This is a genomic window from Thioalkalivibrio sp. ALJ21 (assembly GCF_000378605.1).
Classification (GTDB): Bacteria; Pseudomonadota; Gammaproteobacteria; order Ectothiorhodospirales; family Ectothiorhodospiraceae; genus Thioalkalivibrio.
This window is the reverse complement of the sequence record NZ_KB905157.1, coordinates 90,736-116,985: the sequence shown is the minus strand read 5'-3', so window position 1 is coordinate 116,985 and position 26,250 is coordinate 90,736. Positions and strand designations below refer to the sequence as shown.

Below are 26,250 nucleotides of genomic sequence, written 5' to 3'. Positions count from 1 at the left end.
CACCGTTACGGGGCCCGCCGCCCTGCGTGCTACCAACAAAAAAGGCCCGCACTAGGCGGGCCTTGTCGGTTGCGGAACGAAACGGGCAGGATCAGGCGGCCGCCGCGGCGCGGGTGAACGTCAGATGCTCGCCGGCCATGTCCACCTCGATGGTGTCGCCGGGACCGAACTCGCCGGCCAGCAGCGACTGCGCCAGCGGGTTTTCCAGCTGGGTCTGGATCGCCCGCTTGAGCGGACGCGCCCCGTAGACCGGGTCGAAGCCCGCGGCGCCCAGGTGGTCCAGCGCCGCGTCGGTGATGGTCAGCCCCAGATCGCGCTCTTCCAGACGCTTGCGCAGGTACTGCAGCTGGATGTCGGCGATCGCGCGGATCTGTTCGCGCTCCAGCGGATGGAACACCACCACGTCGTCCACACGGTTGATGAACTCGGGGCGGAAGTGCTGCCCGACGATCTCCATCACCGCGGCCTTCATCGCCGCGTAGTTCTCCTCGCCAGCCATCTCCTGGATCTGCTGCGAGCCCAGGTTGGAGGTCATCACGATCACCGTGTTGCGGAAGTCCACGGTGCGGCCGTGCCCGTCGGTCAGGCGCCCGTCATCCAGCACCTGCAGCAGCACATTGAACACATCCGGGTGCGCCTTCTCGACCTCGTCGAGCAGGATCACGGAGTACGGCTTGCGCCGCACGGCCTCGGTCAGGTAGCCGCCCTCCTCGTAGCCGACGTAGCCCGGGGGCGCCCCGATCAGCCGCGCCACGGAGTGCTTCTCCATGAACTCGGACATGTCGATGCGCACCATCGCCTCTTCGGTGTCGAACAGGAACCCGGCCAGCGCCTTGGTTAGCTCGGTCTTGCCCACGCCGGTCGGGCCGAGGAACAGGAACGAACCGTTCGGGCGATTCGGGTCGGACAGACCCGCCCGCGAGCGACGGATGGCATTGGCCACGGCATTGACCGCCTCGGACTGGCCGACTACGCGGGCGCCGATCGCCTCCTCCATGCGCAGCAGCTTGTCCTTCTCGCCCTCCAGCATCTTGGAGACCGGGATGCCGGTCCAGCGCGAGACGACCTCGGCGACCTCTTCGTCGGTCACCTTGGTGCGCAGCAGCTTGGTCTCCTGGCTCTCCATCTCGTGGGCCATGGCCAGGGACTTCTCCAGGTCCGGGATCCGTCCGTACTGCAGCTCCGACATGCGCGATAGATCCCCGGCACGGCGGGCCGTCTCCAGCTCCATGCGGGCTCGTTCCAGTTCTTCCTTCAGTTGCGCGGCGCCGGAGACCGAGGCCTTCTCGGACTTCCACACCTCTTCCAGATCGGAGTACTCGCGCTCCAGACGCTCGATCTCGCCCTCCAGCGTGTCGAGACGCTTCTTCGAGGCGTCGTCGGATTCCTTCTTCAGCGCCTCGCGCTCGATCTTCAGCTGGATCAGGCGGCGCTCCAGGCGATCCATGGACTCGGGCTTGGAATCGATCTCCATCTTGATGCGACTGGCCGCCTCGTCGATCAGGTCGATCGCCTTGTCCGGCAGCTGGCGGTCGGTGATGTAGCGCTGCGACAGCTGCGCGGCGGCGACGATCGCCGGGTCGGTGATCTCGATACCGTGGTGGACCTCGTAGCGCTCCTTCAGTCCGCGCAGGATGGCGATGGTGTCCTCCTGGCTGGGCTCGTCGACCAGCACCTTCTGGAAACGGCGCTCCAGCGCGGCGTCCTTTTCGATGTTCTGGCGGTATTCATCCAGCGTGGTCGCGCCGATGCAGTGCAGCTCGCCGCGCGCCAGCGCCGGCTTGAGCATATTGCCGGCGTCCATCGCGCCCTCGGCCTTGCCGGCGCCTACAAGCGTATGGATCTCGTCGATGAACAGGATCACGCGACCCTCTTCCTGCGAGAGCTCCTTGAGCACGGACTTCAGCCGCTCCTCGAAGTCGCCGCGGTACTTGGCCCCGGCCAGCAGCGCCCCCAGGTCCAGCGCGAGCACGCGCTTGTCCTTGAGCCCCTCGGGCACCTCGCCGTTGATGATGCGCTGCGCCAGGCCCTCGACGATCGCGGTCTTGCCGACCCCCGGCTCGCCGATCAGCACCGGGTTGTTCTTGGTGCGACGCTGCAGCACCTGGATCGAGCGGCGGATCTCCTCGTCACGCCCGATCACCGGATCCAGCTTGCCCTGCTCGGCGCGCTCGGTCAGGTCGGTGGTGTATTTCTCCAGCGCCTGGCGGCTCTCCTCGGCATCCGGGTTGTCCACCTGGTTGCCGCCACGGATGTCGTGGATGGCCTTGTCCAGCGCGTCCTTGTTGGCACCGGCATGGCGCAGCATCTCGCCCACGCCGCCCTTCTCGTCAACGGCGGCGAGCAGGAACAGCTCGCTGGAGATGTACTGGTCCTTGTTCTGCTGGGCCAGCTTGTCGCAGACATTCAGCAGACGGCCCAGGTCATTGGAGACATGGACCTCGCCAGCCGCGCCCTCGACGCGGGGCATGCGATCCAGTGCCTCGCCCAGCGCCGAGCGCAGCTGGCGCACATTGACGCCCGCGCGGTCGAGCACGTGGCGCACGGTACCGCCATCCTGGTCCAGCAGGGCCAGCAGCAGGTGAGACGGTTCGATGAACTGGTGGTCGCGGCCAACGGCAAGTGACTGCGCATCGGCGATCGCGGACTGGAACTTGGTGGTCAGGCGATCCATTCGCATTGGGAAACCCCTCGGTCAAACCTGTATGAACTGACACGAACGATGGGGGCAATGCCCGTCGCTTCAAGGTTAGGGAAACACTGATTAATGTACACGCTCGCGCTCGAGTCGCTTTTGCGTGCGAACAAGGCGCGGCGACTGCCGTGCAGTCATTCTGCACAAAGGAGCCGCAACGCCGTTCCCGCGCCCGTTGTTGATCGAAAACGGGCGGCCGAGCCCCTGCATTGAATGGTTTGTGGGGTTGGTGCCCCATGTTCTCCGATCCTGCGTTGCGGTCCTTGCCGGTAGAACCACTACCGGCTGCGCACCGCGCCTTGTCTCGGAAAACCTGGGGCACCAACGCGAGCGCGTACATTAATCAGTGTTTCCCTAAACGCCGAAATCAGAGGCTGCCCAGTCGGGTATCTTCAATCCTCGTCCAGATGCCCGATCCAGGCCAGCGTCCCCATGCGCCCGGTCTCGCCGTCCCGGCGGTAGGAGTAGAACCGCCCGGCCTCCGAATAGGTGCAGCGCCCGCCGCCCGCCACATGCACGACATCGACACGTTCCAGACGATGCCGGGCCAGCGCGTAGATGTCCGCGTGCAAATGCCCGGTCGGGCCGGGGCGGAAGGCGGGCGCGGCCTCGACATCGTGATCGAGGAAGGTATCGCGCACCTCTGGCCCGACCTCGAAGGCCTCCGGCCCGATGGCCGCCCCCATCCAGGCGCGGATCTCCGCCTCGGGACGCGTGATGCGCAGGGCCTCGACGGCCGCTTCGAGCACCCCGTCGGCCAGCCCGCGCCAACCGGCATGGGCCACGGCCACCGCCCCGCCATCGTCGGTCGCCAGTACGACGGGCAGGCAGTCGGCTGTCTGCACGGCACAGATCACACCAGGGACGTCGGTGAATACCGCATCGGCTTCGAGTACCTCGTCCTGCTCCCACGCTTCCAGCAGATCCTCGGCACGGATGACGCGCGTGCCGTGGACCTGACGCGGCCAGGCGACGGGCTCCGCGATCCCCAGGCTGTGTTCCAGGCGGTAGCGGTTCTCGGCTACATGTTCGGGGTCATCGCCGGTATGCAGGGCGAGATTCAGCGAGTGCCAGGGGCCCGTGCTCACGCCCCCCTCGCGGGTGCTCTGTACCGCCCAGACACCCGACGGAAGGTCGCCGAAGTCCGGCGCGAGCGTGGGGATCAGTTCAGCGGTCATTCTCGGTCTCCCGGTCGGTACGCAGGGCGGCGAGCAGCGCCTCGAAATCCTCGGGCACGGGGGCCTCGAAGGCGAGCACTTCGCCACTGTCAGGATGCTCGAATTCCAGCCGTGCCGCATGCAGGGCCTGGCGGCGAAAGGCCGTGAGCGCCCCCTTCGCCGCCTCGCCCATGCCACGCACCGGGCGCGGGCGTCCCCCATAGGCGGGGTCACCCACGATCGGGTGTCGAATGTGCGCCATGTGCACGCGGATCTGGTGGGTGCGCCCGGTCTCCAGACGCACATTCAGCAGGGTATGAGCCGGGAAACGCTCCGCCACCCGGTAGTGGGTCACCGCCGGCTTGCCACCGCCCGTGACCGCCTGGCGCTTGCGATCCACCGGATGGCGGCCGATCGGCTCTTCGATGGTGGCACCGCTGATCACGCGACCCTGCACCAGTGCCCGGTACTCGCGGTGCACCGTACGCTCCTGCAACTGGCGCACCAGCGCGGTCTGCGCCTGCGGCGTACGCGCGACCACCATCAGCCCGGTGGTGTCCTTGTCCAGCCGGTGCACCACCCCGGCGCGCGGCAGCCGGGAGAGGTTCGGATCATGGTGCAGCAGGGCATTCACCAGGGTGCCGGCCCGATGTCCCGCCGCCGGGTGCACGACCAGCCCTGCCGGCTTGTTGATCACCAGCATGGCGGGGTCCTCATGGACGATATCCAGCGCAATGGGCTCGGGTTCGGCCTCCAGGACCGGGGCCTCCGGGGGCTCCAGCACGACATGCTCGCCGCCCTGCACCGGCGTGCGCGGTTTCGGCTGGCCACCGTTCACGGTCAGGGCCCCATCCTTCAGCCACTGGGTCAGCTGGCTGCGTGAATAGTCGGGGAACAGCCGCGCCAGCGCGGCATCCAGTCGCTGGCCGGCTTCTTCCTCGGGGAGTTCCGCAGATCGCGGTTCGTTCATTGGCGATACTCGTCTCGATTTTCCCGCACCCGCGAACGGCCAGGCACGGCATGATGTTGTAGAATCCGCGGACACCGCTTCATCTGCGAGGCCCCATCGTGATTTCTGCTCCAAACCTGCTGCGCCTGCTCGCCGTCCTGCTCCTGGCACTTGTTATTGCCGGTTGTGCCGGACGCGAGGACCCGACGCTGGGCTGGTCCGCCAGTCAGCTCTACGGCGAGGCGAAGAACGCCCTGAACGAGGGGAACTACGATCAGGCCGTCGAATACTACGAAAAACTCGAGGCGCGCTACCCGTTCGGCCGCTACGCCCAGCAGGCGCAGATCGAGATCCCGTACGCCTACTACAAGGCGCGCGAGCCGGAGGCCGCCATCGCCGCGGTGGACCGCTTCATCCAGCTCAATCCGCGCCACCCGAACCTGGATTATGCGTACTACCTGCGCGGGCTGATCAACTTCAACCGCCAGCAGGGCTTCCTCGCCAACCTGTTCCCGCGGGATCCGGCAGAGATGGACCCGGAGCCCTTCGAGCAGGCCTTCCAGGATTTCGACCGCCTGATCCGAGAATTCCCCGACAGCCGCTACGCGCAGGACTCCTACCTGCGGATGGTCTATATCCGCAATGCGCTGGCGGCCTACGAACTGCGCGTGGCCGAGTTCTACATGGAGCGCACCGCCTGGGTCGCGGGCGCCGAGCGCGCGCGTCACCTGCTGGCCACCTACCCCGGTGCCGAGGTCCAGCCACAGGCCCTGGGGGTGCTGTGGCGTGCCTATACCGAACTGGGGCTCGAGGATTACGCCGACGCGACGATGATGGTGCTGGAGCTGAACTACCCCGACGCGGCCGCCGCGGTACGTGCCGGCGAACCGATCGAAACCCGCGAGCAGCGCGGCGGCCTGTGGCGCGTGTTCGACCGCCTGCCGTTCTTCACGAACTGACCGGGGAGCATCCGTACTCCCCCGGCTTCGCAATCAAACTGTCATTGCGAGGTACCGAAGGCGACGCGGCAACCGGTTTCCTGAACCCGCAGGCCTGAATCCGGGGTCACCGGGCCCGGCCGATTGCTTCGTCGCTGCGCTCCTCGCAATGACGGGACAAAGCCCGAAGGGCGAGGGTTACAGCGCCTCGCTGCCCTCTTCGCCGGTACGGATGCGTACCACGCGGGCCATGTCGGAGACAAAGATCTTGCCGTCCCCGATCTTGCCGGTGCGCGAGGCCTTCACGATCGCGTCGATACAGGCGTCCACGCGGTCGTCATCCACCACCAGCTCCAGCTTCACCTTGGGCAGGAAGTCGACCACGTATTCCGCACCCCGATAGAGCTCGGTATGGCCCTTCTGCCGACCAAAACCCTGGACCTCGGTCGCAGTCATGCCGGCAATGCCCATCTCGGTCAGGGCCTCGCGGACATCCTCCAGCTTGAACGGCTTGATGATCGCCTCGATCTTCTTCATGCGAATCCCTTTGGTTGTGCCCGCCGCGCGGGCGCTCGTCTTGCATCCGAAAGTGTACCAAACCGCCAACGCGGCGCCCGCGCCCGGGGTCCGTCATTGCGCGGGGCCACGACAGCGTGAAGCCCCTCAGTCCGGGCGGTAACCGGAGGTGATCGGGTAGCGCCGGTCGCGGCCGAAGGCGCGGCGGCTGACGCGCACACCGGGCGGGGCCTGGCGGCGCTTGTACTCGGCCCGAAACACCAGCCGCGCGATGCGCTCCACGGTGGCCCGATCAAAGCCTTCGGCCGCGATCTCCTCCACCGAGCGCTCCTGTTCGACGAAGGCCTCGAGCACCGCGTCCAGCACCTCGTAGGGGGGCAGCGAGTCGGCATCCTTCTGGTCGGGCGCCAGTTCGGCGCTGGGCGGGCGCTCGATCACCCGCTCGGGGATCGCCGCACCGCGCGTGTTGCGCCAGCGCGCCAGGCGGTACACCCACTGCTTGGAGACATCCTTGAGCGGGGCGAAGCCGCCGTTCATATCGCCGTACAGCGTGGAATAGCCCACGGCCATCTCCGACTTGTTACCGGTCGCCAGCAGCAGCTTGCCGCTGCGGTTCGACAGCGCCATCAGCAGCACCCCGCGGGCGCGCGACTGCAGGTTCTCCTCGGTCACATCCCCCGCATGGGCGGGCATAGCGTCAAACGCCGGTGACAGCCCATCGAGAAAGTCCCGCACCATCGGCTCAATCGCGATCTCGTGGTATTCGATACCCAGCAGCCGGGCTTGGGCCTCGGCGTCCTCGATGCTCATCGACGCGGTGTAGCGATACGGCATCATCACCGCGGTCACCGCAGCCGGACCCAGCGCATCCACGGCCAGCGCGGCCGTCAGCCCCGAGTCGATACCACCGGACAGGCCCAGCAGAACCCCGGGAAAACCATTCTTGGCGACATAGTCGCGGATGCCGATCATCAGGGCCTGGTAGAGGTCGCGGGCGTCCGCCTCGTCCGGCTCCGGGCCGGGGTCGGTCAGTGTCGGGCGGATCCCGCAGGCGGACAGGTGCATGGTCTCGGGCCGCGGCTGCAGTTCGACCCCCGACGGTCCGCGCCGGGCCTCCATCAGGGCATACCCGGTCGCCCAGGCCGGTAGCACCGCACGCGCCCCGTGTGCGGCGTCGTGCACGAAGGAGCGACCGTCGAACACCAACTCGTCCTGGCCGCCCACCTGGTTCACGTAGACCACCGGGCAGCCGGTCTCGGACACGCGCGCCCCGACCACCTGCAGACGCTCCTCGGCCTTGCCACGGTGATAGGGCGAGGCATTCAGGTTCAGGATCAGTTCGGCGCCGGCCGCCTTTGCGGCAGCGGCCGGCGCCGGCTGCCAGATATCCTCGCAGACGGTGAGACCAATCCGCCAGCCCGCCAGCTCGACCACGCAGGCCTGATCGCCCGCGACGAAATAGCGCTGTTCGTCGAATACCGAATAGTTGGGCAATACCCGCTTGGCATAGCGCGCGACCTCGCGGCCGTCGCGCAGCCATAGCGCGGCATTCACCAGGCCCTGCTCGGTGGTAACCGGCGCGCCGAGGATCACATCGATGCCCTGCACGGCGCGCGTGATCGCGGCCAGGGAATGCTCCACCGCGCGCAGGAAGGCCGGGCGCAGCAGCAGGTCCTCCGGGGGGTATCCGGTCATGGCGAGTTCGGGGAAGACCACCGCGCGTGCACCAGCGGCACGGGCCTGTTCGATCGCGTCCTCGATCAGGTGGCGGTTCGTGTCCAGCCCGCCCACGATCGGGTTGATCTGGGCCAGAGCCAGCGGCAGGTCATCGGCGGACGCCATCGTGGCGGGTCAGGCGCGATCGAGCGCGGACTGCATGGCCTGGCCGAGTTCGGCCGGGCTCTCGGCCACGCTCGCACCCGCCGCGCGCAGGGCCGCCATCTTCTGTTCGGCCGTACCCTGGCCACCGGCGATAATCGCCCCGGCATGGCCCATGCGACGTCCGGGCGGTGCGGTGGCGCCCGCGATATAGGCCGCCACCGGCTTGTCGAATTCACTTTCGATATAGCGCGCGGCGCGCTCCTCGGCATCACCGCCGATCTCGCCGACCAGCAGCACGCCGTCGGTCTCCGGATCGTCGCGGAACAGCCGCAGGCAGTCGACGAAGTCGAGCCCCTGGATCGGATCACCACCGATGCCGATACAGGTGCTCTGGCCCAGGCCCCGATCCGAGGTCTGCTTGACCGCCTCGTAGGTCAGGGTGCCGGAGCGCGAGATGATGCCGATGCGCCCGCGCTGGTGGATATAGCCGGGCATGATGCCGACCTTGCAGGCATCCGGGGTGATGATGCCGGGGCAGTTCGGGCCGATCAGGCGGGTCGGGCTGCCGGCGAGGACCTGCTTCACCCGGATCATGTCCTGCACCGGGATGCCCTCGGTGATGCACACGGCCAGCTCGATGCTGGCATCCGCCGCCTCGCAGATCGCATCGGCCGCGAACGGGGCCGGGACATAGATCATGCTGACGGTCGCACCGGTCTGCGCCACCGCATCGGCAACAGTGTCGAACACCGGACGGTCCAGATGTGTCTGTCCGCCCTTGCCGGGCGTCACACCCCCGACCAGACGGGTGCCGTAGGCGATCGCCTGCTCGGAGTGGAAGCTGCCCTGCTTGCCGGTAAAGCCCTGGCAGATCACCTTCGTATCGTGATCGACGAGGATACTCATGCCACGGCCTCCACCACGGTGCGCGCCGCGCGGTCGAGGTCCGCGGCCGGGATCACGTCCAGACCGGAACTGGCCAGGGCCTCGCGGCCCTGCTCGGCATTCGTGCCTTCCAGCCGCACCACCACCGGCACCTGGACCTGCACCTCGCGGATCGCAGCGATGATGCCCTCGGCGATCAGGTCGCAGCGCACGATGCCGCCAAAGATATTCACCAGCACCGCCTTCACCGAAGCGTCCGAGAGGATCAGCTTGAACGCGGCCGTGACCCGCTCCACCGTCGTGCCGCCGCCGACATCCAGGAAGTTGGCCGGCTCGCCGCCGTGGTGCTTGATCAGGTCCATCGTGGCCATGGCCAGCCCTGCACCGTTCACCATGCAGCCGATCGAGCCGTCCAGGCGGATGTAGTTGAGGTCGTATTCGTGCGCCTCTTCCTCGGCCGGGTCGCGCTGGCGCGCGTCGCGTTCGGCCATCAGCGCCTTCTGGCGGTAGGCGGCGGAGTCGTCCACGGTCAGCTTGGCGTCGATGGCCAGCAGCTGGTCGTCAGCAGTCAGCACCAGCGGGTTGATCTCCAGCAGCTGCGCATCCACCTGCTGGAACAGGGCATGGGCATTGGTCACCAGCTGGGCCATCGCCTTGGCCGACTCGCCCGACAGCCCGAGGGCAAAGGCGACCCGCCGCCCGTGAAACGGCATCACGCCCGTGGCCGGGTGGATCGGCAGGGTGATCACCGCCTCGGGCCGCTCGGCGGCCAGGGTCTCGATGTCCATACCCCCCTCGGCGGAGACCACCAGCGCCAGGCGCTCACGAGCCCGGTCCACCAGCAGGGCGAAATAGAACTCGCGGGCGATGTCGGCGGCCGGCTCCAGCAGGAGCTGATCCACCGGCAGACCCTCGGGGCCGCTCTGCCCGGTGACCAGGCGCGAGCCCAGCAGCTTCTCCGCCGCCTCGCGCGCGGCCTCGGGGGAATCCGCCATGACCACGCCACCGGCCTTGCCGCGCCCGCCGGAGTGTACCTGGGCCTTGACCAGCACGCGCTCGCCGCCCAGGGCCTGCCAGGCTGCGGGGAGCTCATCGGCGTGGGTGATCACCTGTCCGTCGGGAACGGGGATGCCGGCGTCGCGAAAGCGCGCCTTGGCCTGAAATTCGTGGAGATTCATGGGTGTGGAGGATAGCGGTGCGCCCGTTGCCCGACAACTGCGGAGGCGAGCGCTAGGGAGTAGCTTCTCAGGCGGCCTGCACCGGGATGCCGTGGCCGGTGCGCACGATCGCGTTGCGGGCGTCGAGATACACGAGATTCGGGGTGAATTCGCGGGCCTCGGCGGCCTCCATCTGTGCGTACGCGCAGATGATCACGCGATGGCCCACCGCCGCCTTGTGCGCGGCCGCGCCATTGACCGAGACGATGCCGGAGCCCGGCTCGCCCTCGATCGCATAGGTGGTAAAGCGCTCGCCGTTGTCCACGTTGTAGATCTGGATCTGCTCGAACGGCAGGATGCCGGCGGCTTCCAGCAGCCGCGTATCGATGGCGCACGAGCCCTCGTACTCCAGCTCACAATGAGTGACCTGGGCCTTGTGCAGCTTGCCCTTGAGCATGGTGACGTGCATCGGCGATTTTCCCGGCGATAACCTCTGGGGGCGCAAAATTATCCGCGATTGTGCCAGGCGCGGCAAATGCCCCACCCCGAATCGGGCACGGATCAGTTCGTCGGGCGGGTGCGGACGTTGTCGATCAGGCGGACTTCCGCCAGCCACGCGGCGGCCAGAACGACCAGATCCTGGTCGGCCAGCGCCACGCCATGCTCCGGCTCGGCCAGGTCCTCCGCGCGCCGGATGGACAGGTATTCGGGATCGAAGCCGGCCTCGCGCAGGCGATCGCAGGCACGCCCCTCGACCTCGGGGATGCGCTCGGCATCGAAGACCGTCGCACCCCGGCAGACCGTGGCCACCTCGTCCAGAACACGCTTGAGCTCCGGCGCGATCGCCCGTGCCTCCTCGGGAAGCTGGTCGTTGCGCGAACTGCAGGCCAGGCCATCCTTCTCGCGTACGGTCGGGATCGCCTCGACCCGTACCGGGATATCCAGCCCCTGCACCATGCGCTCGACCAGCTTGAACTGCTGGTAGTCCTTCTCGCCAAACAGCGCGATATCCGGCCGCACGAGATTGAACAGCTTGGTCACCACCGTAGCCACGCCATCGAAGTGCCCCGGGCGGAAGGCCCCCTCCAGCATCTCCGACAGTCCCGGCACAACCACCCGCACTGGAGGCATGCCGTCGTCCGGGTACATGTCCTCCTCCGACGGGCAGAACACCGCGTCCACACCCGCCTCGGTCAGCAGGCGCGAGTCTTCCTCCAGGGTGCGCGGATAGCGCTCCAGGTCCTCGGGGCGATCGAACTGCATCGGATTCACGAAGATCGATACCACCACGCGCTGCGCACGGGCCCGGGCGTGCCGGATCAGCGTCATGTGACCCTCGTGCAGGTGCCCCATCGTGGGGATCAGGGCAATGGTTCCACGGCCCTTGCGGGCCCATTCTCGATGCATGGCCACCAACTGGGGCCGGTCACGCAGGATTCTCATGGGCCAGGGGTCTCTTGGGCCGGGGTCCTCATGGACGGAACAATGAACGAACTAACGGAAAGTATGCACGCCGGATTCAGGGAACGTACGCGCCCGCACTGCCTCGCAATAGGCGCGCACCGCGCCCTCCAGCGAGCCACCCTCGCCCAGAAAGTCGCGGGCGAAGCGTGGCGGCTCGGGCGTCAGGCCAATCACGTCCTGGATCACCAGGACCTGGCCATCACAGCGCGGGCTGGCGCCGATCCCGATCACAGGGATATCGGTCGCGCGCACGATCGCGTCGGCCAGTTCCTCCGGTACGCTCTCCAGGAGCAGGCCCTGGGCACCGGCGGCTTCCAGCCGCGCGGCCAGCGATTCCATCTCGGCAGCGGCGTGCGGGTCGCGACCCTGCACCCGGAAGCCCCCCATGCGATGCACGGCCTGCGGCGTCAGGCCCAGATGGGCGCATACAGGAATACCAGCGGCCACCAGCCGCTCGACGATCGGCAGCTCGGCCAGGCCGCACTCGACCTTGACCATATGCGCGCCGGCGCGCAGCAATGCCCCGGACTGCTGCAAGGCAGTCGGGGCATCGGCGTCTCCGAGAAACGGCAGATCCGCCATGATCATCGCGTTGTGGGTCACCCGCGCGACACTGGCGACGTGATAGCACATGTCGTCGATCGTCACCGGCAGCGTGGTCGGGTGCCCCTGCACCACCATGCCCAGGGAATCCCCGACCAGGATGACATCCACGCCGCAGCGATCCAGTAGCGCGGCAAAGGACGCGTCATAGGCCGTCAGACAGGTAATCGGTTCACCGGCCTGCTTGCGCCTGGCCAGCGTATTGACCGTGATCGGCCGCATCAGTCTGCCTCCCGGGCGGGGTCGATCTGCCGCACGTCAGAGCGTGATCGGCAGCGGATTGAAATAGTGTCGGCCACCCTGGATCGGCTCCAGGAACTGCACCAGCTGTTCGAAGTCGGCCGGATTGTTCACCCAGTCGATCTCGGTGGCGTTCACGATCACCAGTGCCGCCCCTTCGAAATGATAGAAGAATTCTGCATAAGCCGCGTTCAGGCGCTCCAGATAATGCGCCTCGATGTGACGTTCGTACGGTCGCGCGCGCTGACGGATGCGGTCCAGCAGGACCTCAACCGGCGCCTGCAGGTAGATCACCAGATCCGGCCGTGGCAGACCCGCGCGCAGATGCCGGAACATCTCGCGATAGATCTCCAGCTCGTCGGGGTGCAGGTTGAGCTCGGCGAACAGCGGGTCCTTGTCCATGACGTAGTCGGCCACGTGGCGCTGCTCGAACAGGCCCTTCTGGCTGACCGGCGTCAGCTGCCGCACACGCTGCACCAGAAAATGCAGCTGCGTGGCCAGGGCGTGCTTGTCCGGCTCCTGGTAGAAGCGCTCGAGGAACGGATTCTCGTCCGGCGCCTCGAAAATCCCCTCGGCCCGCAGGTGCTCCGACAGCAGACGTGCGAGGCTGGACTTGCCCACCCCGATCGGCCCTTCCACCGCAACAAAGTCGAAGTCGCTCAGACTCACCGCTGCCCTCCGGCACGGGCGACGTTCGGGTCCTCCAGCGCGACCAGCGAGGCGCCATCGAAGCGGCGGGCGAGTCGCTCGATCAGGCCCTCGCCTGGAATCTTCAGGCCCGGTGCCAGCTCGGCCAGCGGCAGAACCACGAAATCGCGCTCGGCCAGCCCGGGATGGGGAACATGCAGACCGGGCAGATCCAGCACCTGGTCCCCGAACAGCAGGATATCCAGATCGAGCAGGCGCGGCCCCCAGCGGGTGCCATCGCGCTCGCGGCCACAGTCGGCTTCGATCGCCTGTAGCGCATGCAGCAGATCCAGGGGTTCGAGCCGGGTGTGCAGCCGGGCGACGGCGTTCACGTAGTCCGGCTGATCCTGTGGGCCCATCGGCGGGTTGCGGTACAACCGCGACTGCCCCGTCAGCCGCGTCTCGGGCACATCACCGGCCAGGCGCCGGAAGGCCTCGCGCACCTGGGCCTCGGGGTCGCCAAGATTGGCGCCGATGCCCACGAATACCTGCAAGCCGGCATCGGTCATGCCGCATCCCCTCCGTCATTCGAGCCACCGACCTCGCCATCGCCCTTGCGCCGGCGTTTGCGACGACGCCCGCCACGGCGGGCACGGCTCTTGCCCTTGCCGCCGCCCCCGGCCATCTGCTTCTGCTCGCCCTCGTCCTTCTCCTGGAACTCGGTCCACCAGCGGCACAGTTCCGGATCGGCATCGCCCGCGCGGGCGCGCAGGCAGAGAAAATCGTAACCCGCACGGAAACGCGGGTGCGTCAGCAGGCGCAGCGCGCGGCCGCCCCGTGCCCGTTCCAGCCGCGCCTGCAGCTCCCAGATCTCGCGCACAACCAGGCTGAAGCGCTTGGGAATCGAGACCGTCTTGACCTGGCGATCCAGCACCTCGGCCATCGCCTGCTGCCAGGCCGGGATCTCCTGCTCGCCATCCTCGATGCGCCGGGCCGCCGCCACCTGCACCGGGGCCCACAGGATCGCGGCATAGAGAAACGCCGGGTTGACCCCAAGTTCTTCGTTAATGCGCTTGTCAGTATTGAGCAGCGACTCGACCAGGAATTGCCGCCGCTCGGCACCCAGATCCGGATCGGCAAAGCACTCGGCCGCCTCCGGGAACATCGGCGCGAACAGCCCGAAGCGCTCCAGCTCGTCCAGACAGGTGACCGCCGCACCACTGTGGAACAGCTTGATCACCTCGTCGAACAACCGTGCCGGGGCCACCGTCTGCATCAAGCCCGCGAGCTCGCGGATCCCGGCCTCGACCTCGGGCGCAATGCGCAGCCCCAGCTTCGCGGAGAAGCGCACGGCGCGCAGCATGCGTACCGGGTCCTCGCGCAGCCGCGTCTCGACATCGTCCCCGATCAGGCGCAACACGCCCTCGCGCAGGTCCTCGACCCCGCCGGTGTAGTCGAGCACCGAGAAGTCGTCGATGTCGTAGTACAGCGCGTTCACGCTGAAGTCCCGCCGCACCGCATCCTGCTCGATCGTGCCGTAGCGGTTGTCGCGCAGGATGCGACCCTCTTCGCTCAGCGCCACCTGCCCGTCGCTGTCGTCGTCCTCGTCATGCGGCGCGCGGAAGGTGGCGACCTCGATCACCTCGCGGCCGAACAGAACATGGGCCAGGCGGAAACGCCGCCCGATCAGACGACAGTTGCGGAACAGCCCGCGTACCTGATCCGGCGTGGCATCGGTCGCGATGTCGAAGTCCTTCGGCTCGCGCCCCAGCAGCAGATCGCGCACTCCCCCGCCCACCAGACAGGCACGGTAGCCCGCATCGCGCAGGCGATAGAGCACCTTCAGGGCATTATCGTCGATCGCGGCGCGCGAAATGCCATGCTCCTCGCGTGAATACACGCGCGGTTCGGGGATCGCGGCGGACGGGGTTGCGGGATCGGCCTGGGTCACTCGGTTCGGGTTCCGTGAACGAAAGCGCAGTATGGTAACAGCAAGCCGGTACGGGAAAGGACCGGAGGTTCGGACATCATGTCCCGCCCCCTCGCCCCGCCCCCGGCGACCCCAGGCGCAGCGGCGCCGTTTCGCCGGTCAGGCGGTAACGCAGATAGTCATCGAGGATGCGCCGGTGGTCAAAGACCAGCGGCTGTCCCTGATCGTCGGGATCCAGCCAGGCACAGTCCGCCGCGTCATCGGCCGCACGGGCCTCGCCCGCGCCGCGCGCCACGAATACAGCACTGACGGTGTGCCCGCGCGGATCCCGCGCGGGATCGGAGTAAACACCCAGCAGGGCCTCGAGCGTGACCTCCAGACCCGTCTCCTCCAGGGCCTCGCGCACGGCGGCCTGCTCGACCGACTCGCCGACATCCACGAAGCCCCCGGGGAGGGCCCAGCCATGGGGCGGGTTGCGTCGCTCGATCACCAGAACACGGCCAGGGTGGGCGGGGTGATGGATCACCACATCCGCGGCCAGCAAGGGGGTTTGGGGTGGGCCACTCATTCGTCTTGACCGTCCTGGCGGATGAAACGCCGGATCTGGCGGCGCTGGCGCTTGTCCGGGCGGCGACTGGGGGCGCTGTCGGCCACCGCCCGTTCCGAGCGCCGGCGTTCGGACTCGGCCTCGCGCCGGGCCTCGCTCTCCGACGTCTCGGCATACAACTCGCGCGCCTCGGGGGCGGGCCGACGCTGATCATTCAGCGCCCGCACGTCGATCTCCCAGGTCTGCTGGCCGCGATGAATCGTCAGGCGATCGCCCGGGTGCACCCGGCGCGCCGGCTTGCAGCGCTCGCCGTTCACATGGACCTTGCCACCACTGACGGCCTCGGTGGCCAGCGCGCGAGTCTTGAAGAAGCGCGCGGCCCAAAGCCACTTGTCGATGCGCAACCCGCCGGCGGGCGCTGCGCGCGCCTCAGCCCCGGCCAAGAGGCCCTCGCATTGGAGACACTGGGCTTTCCCGCCGGATCGCGGGCATGGACAATGCGCGGCTTTCCACCATCAGAGGATGGGGCCCCGCATGGGGCTTCGATACGTCATGAAACTCCCGCATCTGCACCTGATCAGCTTTGACCTTTGTCCTTTCGTTCAGCGTAGCGTGATCACGCTGAAATACAAGCAGGCCCCGTTCGAAGTGACCTATATCGATCTCGCGGACCCGCCGGACTGGTTTCGCGAACAGTCCCCGCTCGGCAAGGTACCGCTCCTGAAGGTCGATCACGACACTGTGCTGTTCGAGTCGGCGGTGATCAACGAATACGTCGATGCCATCACCCCACCCCCTCTGATGCCGGACACGCCGCTACAGCAGGCCCGCACGCGCGCCTGGATCGAATATCTGGGCGAGCAGACCATGACGCAGTACCGCTGGATGACAGCGGGCGACGAAGAGGCCTTCGAGATGGAGCGCCATGCAGCCTCGCGCGGGCTGGAGCGGCTGGAACGGGAACTGGCGGCCGATCCGCTGCTCACGGGGCATGCCTTCACCCTGATCGACGCCACCCTCGCGCCGATCCTGCTGCGCTACAGCCTGATCGACGACATCGACAATCCCTGGGAGCCGGAGGCGTTTCCGCGCCTGGCCGAGCGCTGGGAAACGCTGCGCGACATGGACGCGGTCTCCACCTCGGTCCCCGCCGACTTTGCGGCGCGTCTGGCCGCCTACCTGCGCGCACAGAAAGGCTTCGCCCCGGCGCACATCGCCTCGCGTCTCGCCGATACGGCCTGAGGCCAGGCCCGGGGCCCCGCCGGGTCGGACGTGGCAATAGCACACGTCTCTGTGGCCGGCTCTGGTTCGGCATCCGGTGTTCACGTGCTTTCGGCCGGCCGAAGCCACCGTAAACACAGGATGACCAACCGGGCCCAGCTACAAAGCGGCCGGACTGAAAAGCCGCGCGAGGGCGCGTCAGACGGGGCGGTGGGGGCAGGCGCTGTCGCTGCAGTCACCGTACAGGACCAGGGCGTGGTCCTTGATGGAGAAGCCGTGCTGGCGCGCGACCTCCCGCTGGCGATTCTCGATGGTCTCGTCAAAGAACTCTTCGACGCGGCCGCACTGGTTGCAGACGATGTGATCGTGGTGCCCGCCACGTTCCAGCTCGAACACGGCCTGGTTGCCCTCCAGGTGGAGCCGGCAGACCAGCCCAGCGGCCTCGAACTGAGTCAGCACGCGGTAGACCGTGGCCAGCCCGATCTCCTCGCCCGAGTCGAGCAGCTCGCGGTAAATGGCCTCGGCGGTCAGGTGACGCGTTTCCGAGTTCTCGAGGATCTCGAGGATCTTCATGCGTGGCAGCGTGACCTTGAGCCCCGCTTTCTTGAGATCGCTTGTTTCCATCCTTCGATTCCCGTCACCCGATTGCTTGAGAGCATCCGGACGCTTTGGTGTACCATGCGCGTTCAACGGCCCATCCGACTTCTGGGGACCCGCCGGCTCGATGATCAAGATTCTCATTTCTATTGCCGTGGCTGCAAGCCTGCTCACCGCCTGCAGTGGCTTCAATCAGTTCCGCCTCGATGTACAGCAGGGCAACGTCATCGACGCGACACAGGTCGCCCAGATCCAGCCCGGCATGACCCCGCAGCAAGTCCGCTTTCTGATGGGTTCGCCGCAAATCGACGGCGCGTTCAAACGCGAGGACCGCTGGGACTACGTCTACTATCGCCGCCCCGGGATCGGGCCGACGGAGCAGCGACGCGTAACGGTGTTCTTCGAGAATGGCGTAGTCAGCTACGTCGACTCCGACGTGCCGCAGCCAATCGCGCTGGACGAGTACCCGGTCGAGCTCGACGACAACTGATCGCGACCGGCCGGCTCAATCGCCGGCCGAATCCTTCCCGCTCCCGGCCCCGCCCTCCGGCTTCTCGCCCGCGGGCTTTTCGGAAGCCTGATCGCCCCCCTTGCCGGGCTTCTTCCGGTTCTTGCCGGCCCGCTGACGACGCACCTCTTTCGGATCGGCGATCAACGGCCGATAGATCTCGATGCGATCCTTCGGGCGCAACACCGTGTCGCGTCGGGTGAGCTTGCCGAAGATCCCCACCTTGGCGTTGTCCAGATCGATCTCGGGAAACTGCGCGTCGATCTCCGACTGGCGCAGGGCCGCGTCCACGGTCGTGCCCTCGGGCACGACCAGCGGCAGGATCACCTGGCGGTCGGGGCGCGCATAGGCGACCTCGATACGGATTGTGCCGTCCCCCGCCTCGGGGCTGACGGCCTCCCGATCATCGGGCACCGTAGACCTCGCGTGCGCGCCGCACAAAGGCGTCGACAAAGGAGTTGGCCAGCTGGTGGAAGATCGGCCCGATCGCGAACGACATCAGCCGGCTGGCAAACTCGAATTCCAGCTCCAGCGCGATGCGCGTCTGACCATTGTCCAGCTCGGTGAAGCTCCAGGTGCCGTGCAGGCGACGAAACGGCCCGTCCGCCAGTCGGATGTCGATGCGCTCGGGGCGCTGCACGCGATTGCGCGTGGTAAACGACTTGTGCAGGGCGCCCTTGGCCATCTCGATGGTCCCCTCCACCTCATTCTCTCCACGCATGCGCGCACGCGAACTGCGGCAACCCGGCAGAAATTCCGAGTAGGAATCCACGTCATTGACGAGGTCGAACATCTGCTCGCGGGTATACGGGACCTCCGCCGAGCGCCGGACTGTCGAGGACATCAAATAAGCTCCACCGCGCGCAGGAACACAAACAGGATGGCAATCGGGGCCACGAAGCGCACCAGGAAATACCAGATCTGGTACAGACCCCCGAGTTTCATGCGCAGCTCGGACTGGACCGAGCGCTCGGTCATGCGCCAGCCCACAAATACCGCGATCAGAAACCCGCCCAGCGGGAGCAGGATGTTAGCAGTCACATAGTCCAGCAGGTCCAGGATCCCCATGTTGAACAGGGTGTAATCCGACCAGACGTTCAGCGACAGCAACGCGCCGATCCCCAGCAGCCAGGCGGCGATGGCAATGCTGGCGCTCGCGGCCACGCGCGTCATGCCGACATTCTCCACCAGATAGGCGACCGCCGGCTCGATGATGGAGATCGACGACGTCCAGGCCGCGAACACCAGCAGCACGAAGAACATCGTCCCGAAGTAGAGCCCACCCGGCATCTCCGCGAACGACAGCGGCAGCGTGACGAAGATCAGCCCCGGCCCCTGCTCCGGCGAAAGCCCCGCCCCCAGCACGATCGGGAAGATCGCCAGCCCGGCCATGATCGCCACCAGGGTGTCGGCCCCCACCACGGCCGCCGAGGTCCGCGCGATCGAGGCCTCGCTCTGCAGGTAGCTGCCGTAGATCATGATCGCGCCCATGCCGAGGCTCAGCGTGAAGAACGCCTGCCCCATCGCCAATAGCACCGCGTTGGCCGTCAACGCCGAGAAATCCGGATACAGCAGGAACTCCAGCCCCGCGATAAAGCGCCCTTCCACCATCGCGTAGCCGACCATCACCACCAGCATCACGAACAGCAGCGGCATCAGGATGGTCACGGCCTTCTCCAGACCGGACTGCACCCCACGTGCAACCACCATCGCGGTCATCACCATGAAGATCGTATGCCAGGCCAGCAGGGCCTCGGGATTGGAGAGCAGGCCATCGAACATGGCCTCCGAGCCATCCGCATCCAGGCCCATGAAACCGCCACTGCCGGACTTGAACACATAGGACAGCGACCAGCCGGCCACTACGCTGTAGAACGACAGGATCAGGAATCCGGCGAGCACACCGATCCACCCGATCATGCCCCAGCCACGGCTCAGGCCCTCCTCGCGCGCCAGCGTCACCATCGTGTTGATCGGGCTCTGGCGGCCGCGCCGCCCCAGCAGGATCTCCGCCATCATCACCGGCAGGCCGATCAGCAGGATGCAGCCGAGGTAGACCAGCACAAAGGCCCCGCCCCCGTTATCACCGGCGATATAGGGAAAACGCCAGATGTTGCCGAGTCCGACAGCCGACCCGGTGGCCGCAAGGATAAAGGCCAGGCGGGTCGTCCACTGACCGTGGATGGAAGTCGTGGCAGGCATCAGCGGCTCCTTGTTGGTGGTACCCGTTCCATCGCTCGGCGCAGCCAGATCGATGCACGGTCAACGGCACATGGCGGCACAAGCAGGGCTTCGAGTCGCCCGGAATTGTGGGGCAGGCTTCCCGCGGGCTCAACTGTACGCGGCAAACGCCAACCCGCGACGCGGGCGCGATCCTGTACGTTCGTGCGTGTTTCCTCGGCTTTCGCCCCGCGCGTGCAGTACACTGCGCGGGCCATGGGAAAGCCAAACAAGAAAAAGGACGCCGGTTCCAACACCATCGCGCTGAACCGCAAGGCGCGCCACGATTTCTTTATCGAGGACCGCCTGGAGGCGGGGCTGGAACTGCAAGGCTGGGAGGTCAAGTCCATGCGGGCCGGGCGCGCCCAGCTCAGCGAGGCGTACGTGCTGCTGCGCAAGGGCGAGGCGTTCTTGTTCGGGGCCCATATCACCCCACTGCCCACCGCCTCCACCCATATCAACCCGGACCCGAGCCGCACGCGCAAGCTGCTGCTGCACCGCTCGGAGATCAACCGCCTGATCGGCGCGGTGGAGCGCAAGGGCTATACCCTGGTCCCCATGGCCCTGTACTGGAAACATGGCCGCGCCAAGCTGGAAATCGGGCTGGCCAAGGGCAAGAAGGATTTCGACAAGCGGGCCGCCAAGAAGGACAAGGACTGGCAGCGCGAGCGCGCGCGCATCCTCAAGAGCGGCTGAAGAAAAAGCCTGGGCTCGGCATCACTCCGGCGGGTGGGCCCGCTCCTTCCACCACCAGCGCCGGGTCAGCCAGCTCAGCTTCGTCACCGCCAGCACACCCGCTGTCAGTGCCTTCACGGGCCGCAGCAGGCGCAGTCCGCGCAGCTGGTCGACCGCAAACCCCAGCAGGAACGCCCTGGGGATCATCTCCGGTGAACCCAGACGCTGCAGCGCGCGCCACCAGCCGGTGGCACGCACATCGTCGCGCAGTTCGTCGACCTCGCCCTGCAGCCGCAGGCGCAGTTCGCGAGAACGGCCCCGCAGGCCCAGCCAGGTGCCAGCCATGGGCTACTCGGTATCCCGGCTCTCGGGCCGTGCGACCAGATTCCGCACCAGTGCACGCGTCTCCGGGTAGGTCATGCCGTGCAGCAGCCGGCCAATGCCACGCGCAACCAGCCACGCCAGCACACCGGTCAGCGCCGCCACGATCACCAGCGACAACGCCGGCGACACGCCCGCGTAGGCCTGCAGCAGCATTACCACGGCCGCGACCAACGCCAGCCACACCGTGACCAGCAGCAGCCCCAGCACCACCGCGAACACGATAACCCCCACCGCATTGCGCACCAGTTGCCGGGTCTCGGTCCCCAACAACTCGCGCGAATCCCCCAGGATGCGGCCGAGGTCCTGCATCACATCCCCGGGGTCGGCGGTATCGGAACCCGGTCGCTCGCGCGCCGGCCCGTCGTCCTGCGCGGCCATGGCCTACTTGCGGCGGGTCAAGGCCGAGAACAGGGTCCCCGCCACAAAGGCCAGGCCGATCGCGGTCAGCGGGTTATCGCGTACGTAGTTGCCGACCACGCGCAGGACGTCCTCGGAACTCTGACGCGCCTTCTCCGCCCGTTCGCGAACCTCTTCATCCGCGTGCGACAGACCCTCGCGGATGCGTTCCTCGGCCGTGCCGGCATGTTCCGCCACGCGGTCCACGGCCTCGTGGGCCTGGGCCGCCACGCGCTCGGTGGTGGAGGCCTCGTGTTCCGCTTCGTCCTGCTTCTTCGCACTGCTGCTTTTCGTCGTTGCCATTACATGCACTCCTTATCGCGGGCCTGGATCATCTTCCGACCCCTCCCCCGCGGAATTGGTTGCAGGGTCGTCGAAATCACTCAACCCCGTCAGGATTTCCGGGTCTTCCTCAATCACCTCCGAGGTATCCACCAGGGCTGTACTCCACTTGACCCTGAAGTGCTTCCAGAGGCTGGCCACAAACGCCGACAACGGCACAGCCAGGATCATGCCGATAATGCCGCCCAGCGCCGTCCCCCAGAAGAAGATCGAGATCACGACAATCGCCGGATGCAGCCCGGAGCGATCCGCCATGATCTTCGGCGTCAGCAGCCAGCTCTCGATCAGCTGCACCACGGCAAACACCACAAGCACCAGCGCGACCAGCGTCAGTCCGCCGCCCTCAGGCTGGAGATAGGCCACCGGCAGAGCCAGCGTCAAGCCGACGATCGTCCCCAGATAGGGCACGATATTGAGAAACCCCAGCATCAACCCGAACAGGATCGCCGCCTGCAGGCCGATCAACGAAAACCCGACGGCCAGCAGAACCCCCATGATCAGGGCAATCACCACCTGCCCCTGGAAAAACGCCGTCACGTAGCCGACAAACAGGCGACCCAGGAACATCAGCTCACGCTGGGTCTGGGGCCGAAAGACCGACAGGACCTCGCGCCCACCCTCCTTCAGGCGTTCCCCGGACAACAGGGCAAAGAACAGATACAAGGGCACAAAGGCCAGCCCGACGACCACCGTCACGTAGTGCATCAGCTGCGAGCCCACACCTTCCAGGTTCGGCATGATGCTCTGGAGGTCCAGCTCCTCCAGCATCGAGGCCACGCGCTCGGTGGCGTTAGGGAAATTGCGCGAGAATGACTCATAGGCATTCTCCGCCAGCTCCGGAGCCCCCTTGATGAACTCCTGAACCTGATGGCTCGCCGTGGGCACCACCAGTACCGCGATAATCACCAGCGCGATCAACACCACACCGAACAGCGAGCTCACCGCCCCCATCCGCGAGAATCCCGCAATCCGCTGCAGCCAGTGCACTACCGGGTAGAGGATCAGGCTCAGCACGCCGGCCACTGACAACGGCAAGAGCAGCGCGTAGAAAAACGACACCACCTGCCCCAGCAACCAGACCAGCAGGGCCACCAGCCCGGTCAGCACCATGAATGCGGCGAGCACGGCGACATAGCGGAACAAGGTCCGCTCGAAGGCGCTGAATTCGATATTCGATTGCGGCTGGTTTTCCACGGAGGGCTCGCATGAGGGGATCGTTCGACCGTAACCACCCGGCCATGATCTGCCACGGTGCACACCACCGTTTCAGGTACTGCATCACAAAAATATGGCGCTCGACCCTGGCCCGCGCCAGAGGGACGCTATTCAATCCCTAGAACAAGTCCGCCCACTCCGTCAGGGCAAACCAGATCACGTAGCCCCCGTAGAGAATCAGGAAAATAACGCTAAGGATCGTGATCGGGCGAAAGCCCTTCACCCGCACCTCGTAGGAGACATCCTCGCCGCGCGCCCGCCGCCGCCGCACCTCCAGCCAGCGCGATACCCGCCACCAGACAAACAGCAGGATCAGGACAACGGTCAGGAACTTCAGCATCGCGGTTCGCTTCCTCGTACGGGACTTAGGGAAACACTGAACGCGACACTACCCGAGAACGCCACCCGCCGCATCGTCATCCCGCCGCAGCACCCCACTCCGTCATCCCGGCCGCAGCACAGCGAAGAGCCGGGATCTCCGCGGCCATGCACCACCCCAACGCCCGAGATCCCGGATAACCGCTGCGCGGTTTCCAGGATGACAACACAGAAGCTAATGCACGGCGTCCCGTATTACCCGAGTCCCTGTGGGAGCCTGTTTGCAGGCGAAGCCCCTGCCAGACCCGCCCGACCCTGCCTACCCACGCCGCTTGGTATGCCGCGTGGCCGGCGCATTCCACGGATCCTCCGGCCAGGGGTGCTTGGGATAACGCCCCTTCAGCTCGCGGCGCACCTCCGGATAGCCATTCTCCCAGAAGCTGGCGAGATCCTGCGTAACCTGCACCGGCCGCCGCGCCGGCGACAGCAGGTGCAGCACCAGCGCCACGCGGCCGCCCGCCACCCGGGGCGTCTCGCCCAGACCGAACAGCTCCTGCAGTTTGACCGCCAGCACCGGCGGGTCCTGCGTGTAATCAATACGGTGGGCAGAGCCGGAGGGGACCTCGATGCGCGCCGGTGCCTCCCGCTCCAGTTGCTGCTGGTGGTCCCAGTCGAGCCGCGCGCGCAGGATCGCCGCCAGATCCAGCCGCTCCAGATCCCGGCGCCGTGTAATCCCGGCCAGGTACGGCCCCAGCCAGTCCTCCAGGGTCACCAGTAGCGCGGCGTCGCGCAGATCCGGAAAGCCCGCCGCGGGCATCGCGTCGTGCAGCAGCTGGATACGCGCACGCAACTGGGTCGCCGCGTCATCCCAGGGCAGCAGCGCAAGGCCCTCGCGGCGCAGCCGCTCGCACCAGCGCGGGATGGTGGCGGCGGGGTCATCCAGCGCGACCATCTGCCGTTCCACCACCAGCGTGCCGATCCGCCGAACCCGCGCGTTTTCCAGCCGCGCGCCATCCTCCACCCAGTCGCAGCGCGTCTCGCGGTGGAAGAGTTCCGGGGCCTCCTGCTCCAGTGCCGTCAGGTCCAGCACCACCGCACAGCGGATGCGGGCCTCGCGGTCGGCATCCGTGCAGTCCACCGCCACCAGGTAGTCGGCATGCGCCAGACGCTCGCGCTCCGGCAGCCACGCGCCGCGGCCGTTCCCCATCACGAAGCGCCCGGCCACCTCGCCACGGCGGCGCGCGATGCGCTCCGGCCAGGCCAGCGCCGCCAGCACGCCCAGCGCCGTGCTTTCGTCCAGTACCGCATCCACAGCGGCGGGGCGGTCCCCGGCTCGCGCCAGCGCCTGCTCCAGACGCCGCAGCCCGGATTGCCAGGCCCGGCCACCCGAACGCCGCGCGCGCTCCAGGCGCGCACCCAGCTCCAGCGGCGCCTCCGGCCCGGCCACACCAGGTTCCTCCACGGCTACCGCCAGTTCGCAGGCCAGGCGCGCCAGCCCCCGTTCCCGGCCCCGCAACAGCATGTGGGCCAGACGCGGGTGGGTCGGGAGGCGCAGCAGGACACGGCCGTGCCCGGTCATCCGTCCGTCGGCATCCACCGCACCCAGTTCGGCGAGTATGGCCTGTGCCGAGGCCAGACCCTGCGCGGGCGGCGGTTCCAGCCAGTCGAGTTCGGCCACCGCTTCGCCCCAGCCGGCCAGTTCCAGGGCCAGCGGCAGCAGATCCACCTGCTGCATCCCCGGGGTCGCGTAGTCCGGGCGCGCGACCTCGTCGGCCCGCGACCACAAGCGGATTGCCACCCCCGGTTCGGTGCGACCAGCACGCCCGGCCCGCTGCTCGGCGGCGGCCTTCGAGGCCGGCAGCGTCACCAGCCGCGAGAGCCCGGTCGCCGCATCGAAGCGCGGCTCGCGGGAGAGCCCCGCGTCGATCACCACGCGCACGCCCTCGATGGTCAGGCTGGTCTCGGCGATGTCGGTCGCCAGCACCACCTTGCGCTCGCCCGCGGGCGCCGGGCGCACGGCCCGGGCCTGCTCCTGCGCCGACAGCCGCCCGAACAGCGGCGCGATGCGCGCGGGGCCGGCGGGCGTATCCACGCCGTCACCCACCCCCTCGCCCAGACGCGCGGCCACCTCGCGGATCTCGCGCTCACCGGGCAGGAAGACCAGAACCGAGCCCGTCTCCGCCGCCAGCGCATCCCGCACCGCCTGCGCCACGCCGTCGGCCAGCGGCGCATCCTTGGCCGGAGGCGCGTAGCGCACCTCGACCGGAAACTGCCGCCCGCGCGCCCGCAGCACCGGCACGGCATCCTCCTCCGGGCCGGCCAGCAGCCGCGCCACGGCCTCGTCGTCGAGGGTTGCCGACATCACCACGATGCGCAGCTCCGGGCGCAGCAGCCGGCGCACCTGCAGCGCAAAGGCCAGCGCCAGCTCGGCCTCCGGCCGGCGCAGGTGGAATTCGTCGAAGACCACGGTGCCGACCCCTTCCAGCAGCGGGTCACCCTGGATGCGCCGCAGGAACAGCCCATCGGTGACCAGCTCCACCCAGGTGCGCTCCGAGACCTTCTGCTCGTCGCGCACGCGGTAGCCGACCGTCTGCCCGGCCGATTCACCCAGCTGTCCGGCCATGTAGGTGGCCGCCATACGCGCGGCCAGCCTCCGTGGCTGCAGCACAATCACGCGATCCTCGGGGTTGGCGGAGGCCAGATGCAGCGGTATGCGGGTGGTCTTGCCCGCGCCTGGCTCGGCCACCAGCACGGCGGCACCGCGCGTCTGCAGCGCGGCATCGAGGGGGGTTAGCAGATTTTCCAGCGCCCGGGCCTGCTGCGCCTCATTCAACTCTGTGGCCAT

At 67.4% G+C, this 26,250-nt stretch carries 29 protein-coding genes; 4 read left to right on the top strand and 25 right to left on the bottom strand.

Annotation, left to right across the window (positions count from 1 at the left end; all coding sequences use genetic code 11):
* Window positions 1-91: 91 nt before the first annotated feature.
* The 3 genes from clpB to rluD form a co-directional block, all read right to left on the bottom strand.
* The gene (clpB, locus tag F579_RS0111880; protein WP_019024910.1) at window positions 92-2,674 is read right to left on the bottom strand and encodes an ATP-dependent chaperone ClpB; all 2,583 of its coding nucleotides are present in this window, start codon (window positions 2,672-2,674) and stop codon (window positions 92-94) included.
* 413 nt (window positions 2,675-3,087) lie between these two features.
* Complete coding sequence (gene pgeF / locus F579_RS0111875; RefSeq protein WP_019024909.1) at window positions 3,088-3,873, bottom strand: peptidoglycan editing factor PgeF; 786 nt, start codon at window positions 3,871-3,873, stop codon at window positions 3,088-3,090.
* Window positions 3,863-4,822 carry a 23S rRNA pseudouridine(1911/1915/1917) synthase RluD gene (gene rluD / locus F579_RS0111870; protein WP_019024908.1) on the bottom strand — a complete coding sequence of 320 codons (960 nt, stop codon included), beginning with the start codon at window positions 4,820-4,822 and terminating at the stop codon, window positions 3,863-3,865. Before rluD ends, pgeF begins: the two co-directional genes overlap by 11 nt.
* Before the next feature lie 98 nt (window positions 4,823-4,920).
* On the opposite strand from rluD, the gene F579_RS0111865 reads away from it, so the two are divergent.
* Window positions 4,921-5,760, top strand: a complete 840-nt coding sequence (locus F579_RS0111865; RefSeq protein WP_019024907.1) for an outer membrane protein assembly factor BamD — start codon at window positions 4,921-4,923, stop codon at window positions 5,758-5,760.
* 177 nt (window positions 5,761-5,937) lie between these two features.
* Here the strand turns inward: F579_RS0111865 and F579_RS0111860 are convergent, their stop codons facing one another.
* The 12 genes from F579_RS0111860 to F579_RS0111805 all read right to left on the bottom strand — a co-directional run bounded on the left by F579_RS0111860 (window position 5,938) and on the right by F579_RS0111805 (window position 15,972).
* Complete coding sequence (locus F579_RS0111860) at window positions 5,938-6,276, bottom strand: P-II family nitrogen regulator (RefSeq protein WP_012983402.1); 339 nt, start codon at window positions 6,274-6,276, stop codon at window positions 5,938-5,940.
* A 126-nt stretch (window positions 6,277-6,402) separates the two neighbouring features.
* Complete coding sequence (locus F579_RS0111855) at window positions 6,403-8,097, bottom strand: NAD+ synthase (RefSeq protein ID WP_019024906.1); 1,695 nt, start codon at window positions 8,095-8,097, stop codon at window positions 6,403-6,405.
* A 9-nt stretch (window positions 8,098-8,106) separates the two neighbouring features.
* Window positions 8,107-8,982: a succinate--CoA ligase subunit alpha gene (gene sucD / locus F579_RS0111850; protein ID WP_019024905.1), complete on the bottom strand. Its 876-nt coding sequence runs from the start codon at window positions 8,980-8,982 to the stop codon at window positions 8,107-8,109.
* Window positions 8,979-10,139, bottom strand: coding sequence for an ADP-forming succinate--CoA ligase subunit beta (sucC, locus tag F579_RS0111845; RefSeq protein WP_019024904.1), 1,161 nt, complete (start codon window positions 10,137-10,139; stop codon window positions 8,979-8,981). The genes sucD and sucC overlap by 4 nt, the downstream gene beginning before the upstream one ends.
* A gap of 67 nt (window positions 10,140-10,206) precedes the next feature.
* Entirely contained in the window at window positions 10,207-10,587 is a 381-nt protein-coding gene (gene panD, locus F579_RS0111840; RefSeq protein WP_017925769.1) for an aspartate 1-decarboxylase, read from the bottom strand.
* A 92-nt stretch (window positions 10,588-10,679) separates the two neighbouring features.
* Complete coding sequence (gene panC, locus F579_RS0111835) at window positions 10,680-11,561, bottom strand: pantoate--beta-alanine ligase (protein WP_026148146.1); 882 nt, start codon at window positions 11,559-11,561, stop codon at window positions 10,680-10,682.
* 51 nt (window positions 11,562-11,612) lie between these two features.
* A complete protein-coding gene (gene panB, locus F579_RS0111830) occupies window positions 11,613-12,407 on the bottom strand; it encodes a 3-methyl-2-oxobutanoate hydroxymethyltransferase (RefSeq protein ID WP_017925771.1) in 795 nt (264 codons plus the stop codon).
* Window positions 12,408-12,443: 36 nt separating this feature from the next.
* The gene (locus tag F579_RS0111825) at window positions 12,444-13,094 is read right to left on the bottom strand and encodes a deoxynucleoside kinase (RefSeq protein ID WP_017925772.1); all 651 of its coding nucleotides are present in this window, start codon (window positions 13,092-13,094) and stop codon (window positions 12,444-12,446) included.
* Window positions 13,091-13,621 carry a 2-amino-4-hydroxy-6-hydroxymethyldihydropteridine diphosphokinase gene (gene folK, locus F579_RS0111820; RefSeq protein WP_019024903.1) on the bottom strand — a complete coding sequence of 177 codons (531 nt, stop codon included), beginning with the start codon at window positions 13,619-13,621 and terminating at the stop codon, window positions 13,091-13,093. Before folK ends, F579_RS0111825 begins: the two co-directional genes overlap by 4 nt.
* On the bottom strand, window positions 13,618-15,003 hold the full coding sequence (gene pcnB / locus F579_RS0111815; protein ID WP_019024902.1) for a polynucleotide adenylyltransferase PcnB: 1,386 nt from the start codon (window positions 15,001-15,003) through the stop codon (window positions 13,618-13,620). Before pcnB ends, folK begins: the two co-directional genes overlap by 4 nt.
* Before the next feature lie 76 nt (window positions 15,004-15,079).
* On the bottom strand, window positions 15,080-15,526 hold the full coding sequence (locus F579_RS0111810; RefSeq protein ID WP_019024901.1) for an NUDIX hydrolase: 447 nt from the start codon (window positions 15,524-15,526) through the stop codon (window positions 15,080-15,082).
* Window positions 15,527-15,546: 20 nt separating this feature from the next.
* Complete coding sequence (locus tag F579_RS0111805; protein ID WP_012983414.1) at window positions 15,547-15,972, bottom strand: RNA-binding S4 domain-containing protein; 426 nt, start codon at window positions 15,970-15,972, stop codon at window positions 15,547-15,549.
* A 109-nt stretch (window positions 15,973-16,081) separates the two neighbouring features.
* Here F579_RS0111805 and F579_RS0111800 point away from each other — a divergent pair, with 109 nt between their 5' ends.
* Window positions 16,082-16,771 carry a glutathione S-transferase family protein gene (locus F579_RS0111800; protein ID WP_019024900.1) on the top strand — a complete coding sequence of 230 codons (690 nt, stop codon included), beginning with the start codon at window positions 16,082-16,084 and terminating at the stop codon, window positions 16,769-16,771.
* 177 nt (window positions 16,772-16,948) lie between these two features.
* Here F579_RS0111800 and fur read toward each other — a convergent pair whose 3' ends face one another.
* Complete coding sequence (gene fur, locus F579_RS0111795; RefSeq protein ID WP_019024899.1) at window positions 16,949-17,374, bottom strand: ferric iron uptake transcriptional regulator; 426 nt, start codon at window positions 17,372-17,374, stop codon at window positions 16,949-16,951.
* 100 nt (window positions 17,375-17,474) lie between these two features.
* On the opposite strand from fur, the gene F579_RS0111790 reads away from it, so the two are divergent.
* Window positions 17,475-17,837, top strand: a complete 363-nt coding sequence (locus F579_RS0111790; protein WP_019024898.1) for an outer membrane protein assembly factor BamE — start codon at window positions 17,475-17,477, stop codon at window positions 17,835-17,837.
* 15 nt (window positions 17,838-17,852) lie between these two features.
* Here F579_RS0111790 and F579_RS0111785 read toward each other — a convergent pair whose 3' ends face one another.
* The 3 genes from F579_RS0111785 to F579_RS0111775 are packed head-to-tail and all read right to left on the bottom strand — an operon-like array spanning window position 17,853 to window position 20,057.
* Window positions 17,853-18,269, bottom strand: a complete 417-nt coding sequence (locus F579_RS0111785) for an RnfH family protein (protein ID WP_019024897.1) — start codon at window positions 18,267-18,269, stop codon at window positions 17,853-17,855.
* Entirely contained in the window at window positions 18,259-18,699 is a 441-nt protein-coding gene (locus tag F579_RS0111780; protein WP_019024896.1) for a type II toxin-antitoxin system RatA family toxin, read from the bottom strand. Before F579_RS0111780 ends, F579_RS0111785 begins: the two co-directional genes overlap by 11 nt.
* Window positions 18,699-20,057 carry a sodium-dependent transporter gene (locus F579_RS0111775; protein WP_019024895.1) on the bottom strand — a complete coding sequence of 453 codons (1,359 nt, stop codon included), beginning with the start codon at window positions 20,055-20,057 and terminating at the stop codon, window positions 18,699-18,701. Before F579_RS0111775 ends, F579_RS0111780 begins: the two co-directional genes overlap by 1 nt.
* Before the next feature lie 234 nt (window positions 20,058-20,291).
* On the opposite strand from F579_RS0111775, the gene smpB reads away from it, so the two are divergent.
* Complete coding sequence (gene smpB / locus F579_RS0111770; RefSeq protein ID WP_019024894.1) at window positions 20,292-20,771, top strand: SsrA-binding protein SmpB; 480 nt, start codon at window positions 20,292-20,294, stop codon at window positions 20,769-20,771.
* A gap of 21 nt (window positions 20,772-20,792) precedes the next feature.
* Here smpB and F579_RS0111765 read toward each other — a convergent pair whose 3' ends face one another.
* The 6 genes from F579_RS0111765 to hrpB all read right to left on the bottom strand — a co-directional run bounded on the left by F579_RS0111765 (window position 20,793) and on the right by hrpB (window position 26,250).
* On the bottom strand, window positions 20,793-21,095 hold the full coding sequence (locus F579_RS0111765) for a hypothetical protein (RefSeq protein WP_019024893.1): 303 nt from the start codon (window positions 21,093-21,095) through the stop codon (window positions 20,793-20,795).
* Between the two features lie 3 nt (window positions 21,096-21,098).
* Entirely contained in the window at window positions 21,099-21,512 is a 414-nt protein-coding gene (locus F579_RS0111760) for a phage holin family protein (protein ID WP_019024892.1), read from the bottom strand.
* 3 nt (window positions 21,513-21,515) lie between these two features.
* Window positions 21,516-21,833: a YqjD family protein gene (locus F579_RS0111755; protein ID WP_012983424.1), complete on the bottom strand. Its 318-nt coding sequence runs from the start codon at window positions 21,831-21,833 to the stop codon at window positions 21,516-21,518.
* A gap of 12 nt (window positions 21,834-21,845) precedes the next feature.
* On the bottom strand, window positions 21,846-23,066 hold the full coding sequence (locus F579_RS0111750; RefSeq protein WP_019024891.1) for an AI-2E family transporter: 1,221 nt from the start codon (window positions 23,064-23,066) through the stop codon (window positions 21,846-21,848).
* A 139-nt stretch (window positions 23,067-23,205) separates the two neighbouring features.
* Window positions 23,206-23,427, bottom strand: a complete 222-nt coding sequence (locus tag F579_RS0111745) for a hypothetical protein (protein WP_017925782.1) — start codon at window positions 23,425-23,427, stop codon at window positions 23,206-23,208.
* Between the two features lie 297 nt (window positions 23,428-23,724).
* Window positions 23,725-26,250 carry an ATP-dependent helicase HrpB gene (gene hrpB / locus F579_RS0111740; protein WP_019024890.1) on the bottom strand — a complete coding sequence of 842 codons (2,526 nt, stop codon included), beginning with the start codon at window positions 26,248-26,250 and terminating at the stop codon, window positions 23,725-23,727.

What these genes read in the sequence shown, in the direction of transcription:
- clpB (WP_019024910.1), bottom strand. Translation starts at nt 2,674, where the DNA reads ATGGATCGCCTGACCACCAAGTTCCAGTCCGCGATCGCCGATGCGCAG.
- pgeF (WP_019024909.1), bottom strand. Translation starts at nt 3,873, where the DNA reads ATGACCGCTGAACTGATCCCCACGCTCGCGCCGGACTTCGGCGACCTT.
- rluD (WP_019024908.1), bottom strand. Translation starts at nt 4,822, where the DNA reads ATGAACGAACCGCGATCTGCGGAACTCCCCGAGGAAGAAGCCGGCCAG.
- F579_RS0111860 (WP_012983402.1), bottom strand. Translation starts at nt 6,276, where the DNA reads ATGAAGAAGATCGAGGCGATCATCAAGCCGTTCAAGCTGGAGGATGTC.
- F579_RS0111855 (WP_019024906.1), bottom strand. Translation starts at nt 8,097, where the DNA reads ATGGCGTCCGCCGATGACCTGCCGCTGGCTCTGGCCCAGATCAACCCG.
- sucD (WP_019024905.1), bottom strand. Translation starts at nt 8,982, where the DNA reads ATGAGTATCCTCGTCGATCACGATACGAAGGTGATCTGCCAGGGCTTT.
- sucC (WP_019024904.1), bottom strand. Translation starts at nt 10,139, where the DNA reads ATGAATCTCCACGAATTTCAGGCCAAGGCGCGCTTTCGCGACGCCGGC.
- panD (WP_017925769.1), bottom strand. Translation starts at nt 10,587, where the DNA reads ATGCACGTCACCATGCTCAAGGGCAAGCTGCACAAGGCCCAGGTCACT.
- panC (WP_026148146.1), bottom strand. Translation starts at nt 11,561, where the DNA reads ATGAGAATCCTGCGTGACCGGCCCCAGTTGGTGGCCATGCATCGAGAA.
- panB (WP_017925771.1), bottom strand. Translation starts at nt 12,407, where the DNA reads ATGCGGCCGATCACGGTCAATACGCTGGCCAGGCGCAAGCAGGCCGGT.
- folK (WP_019024903.1), bottom strand. Translation starts at nt 13,621, where the DNA reads ATGACCGATGCCGGCTTGCAGGTATTCGTGGGCATCGGCGCCAATCTT.
- F579_RS0111800 (WP_019024900.1), top strand. Translation starts at nt 16,082, where the DNA reads ATGAAACTCCCGCATCTGCACCTGATCAGCTTTGACCTTTGTCCTTTC.
- fur (WP_019024899.1), bottom strand. Translation starts at nt 17,374, where the DNA reads ATGGAAACAAGCGATCTCAAGAAAGCGGGGCTCAAGGTCACGCTGCCA.
- F579_RS0111790 (WP_019024898.1), top strand. Translation starts at nt 17,475, where the DNA reads ATGATCAAGATTCTCATTTCTATTGCCGTGGCTGCAAGCCTGCTCACC.
- F579_RS0111780 (WP_019024896.1), bottom strand. Translation starts at nt 18,699, where the DNA reads ATGTCCTCGACAGTCCGGCGCTCGGCGGAGGTCCCGTATACCCGCGAG.
- F579_RS0111775 (WP_019024895.1), bottom strand. Translation starts at nt 20,057, where the DNA reads ATGCCTGCCACGACTTCCATCCACGGTCAGTGGACGACCCGCCTGGCC.
- smpB (WP_019024894.1), top strand. Translation starts at nt 20,292, where the DNA reads ATGGGAAAGCCAAACAAGAAAAAGGACGCCGGTTCCAACACCATCGCG.
- F579_RS0111765 (WP_019024893.1), bottom strand. Translation starts at nt 21,095, where the DNA reads ATGGCTGGCACCTGGCTGGGCCTGCGGGGCCGTTCTCGCGAACTGCGC.
- F579_RS0111760 (WP_019024892.1), bottom strand. Translation starts at nt 21,512, where the DNA reads ATGGCCGCGCAGGACGACGGGCCGGCGCGCGAGCGACCGGGTTCCGAT.
- F579_RS0111755 (WP_012983424.1), bottom strand. Translation starts at nt 21,833, where the DNA reads ATGGCAACGACGAAAAGCAGCAGTGCGAAGAAGCAGGACGAAGCGGAA.
- F579_RS0111745 (WP_017925782.1), bottom strand. Translation starts at nt 23,427, where the DNA reads ATGCTGAAGTTCCTGACCGTTGTCCTGATCCTGCTGTTTGTCTGGTGG.
- hrpB (WP_019024890.1), bottom strand. Translation starts at nt 26,250, where the DNA reads ATGGCCACAGAGTTGAATGAGGCGCAGCAGGCCCGGGCGCTGGAAAAT.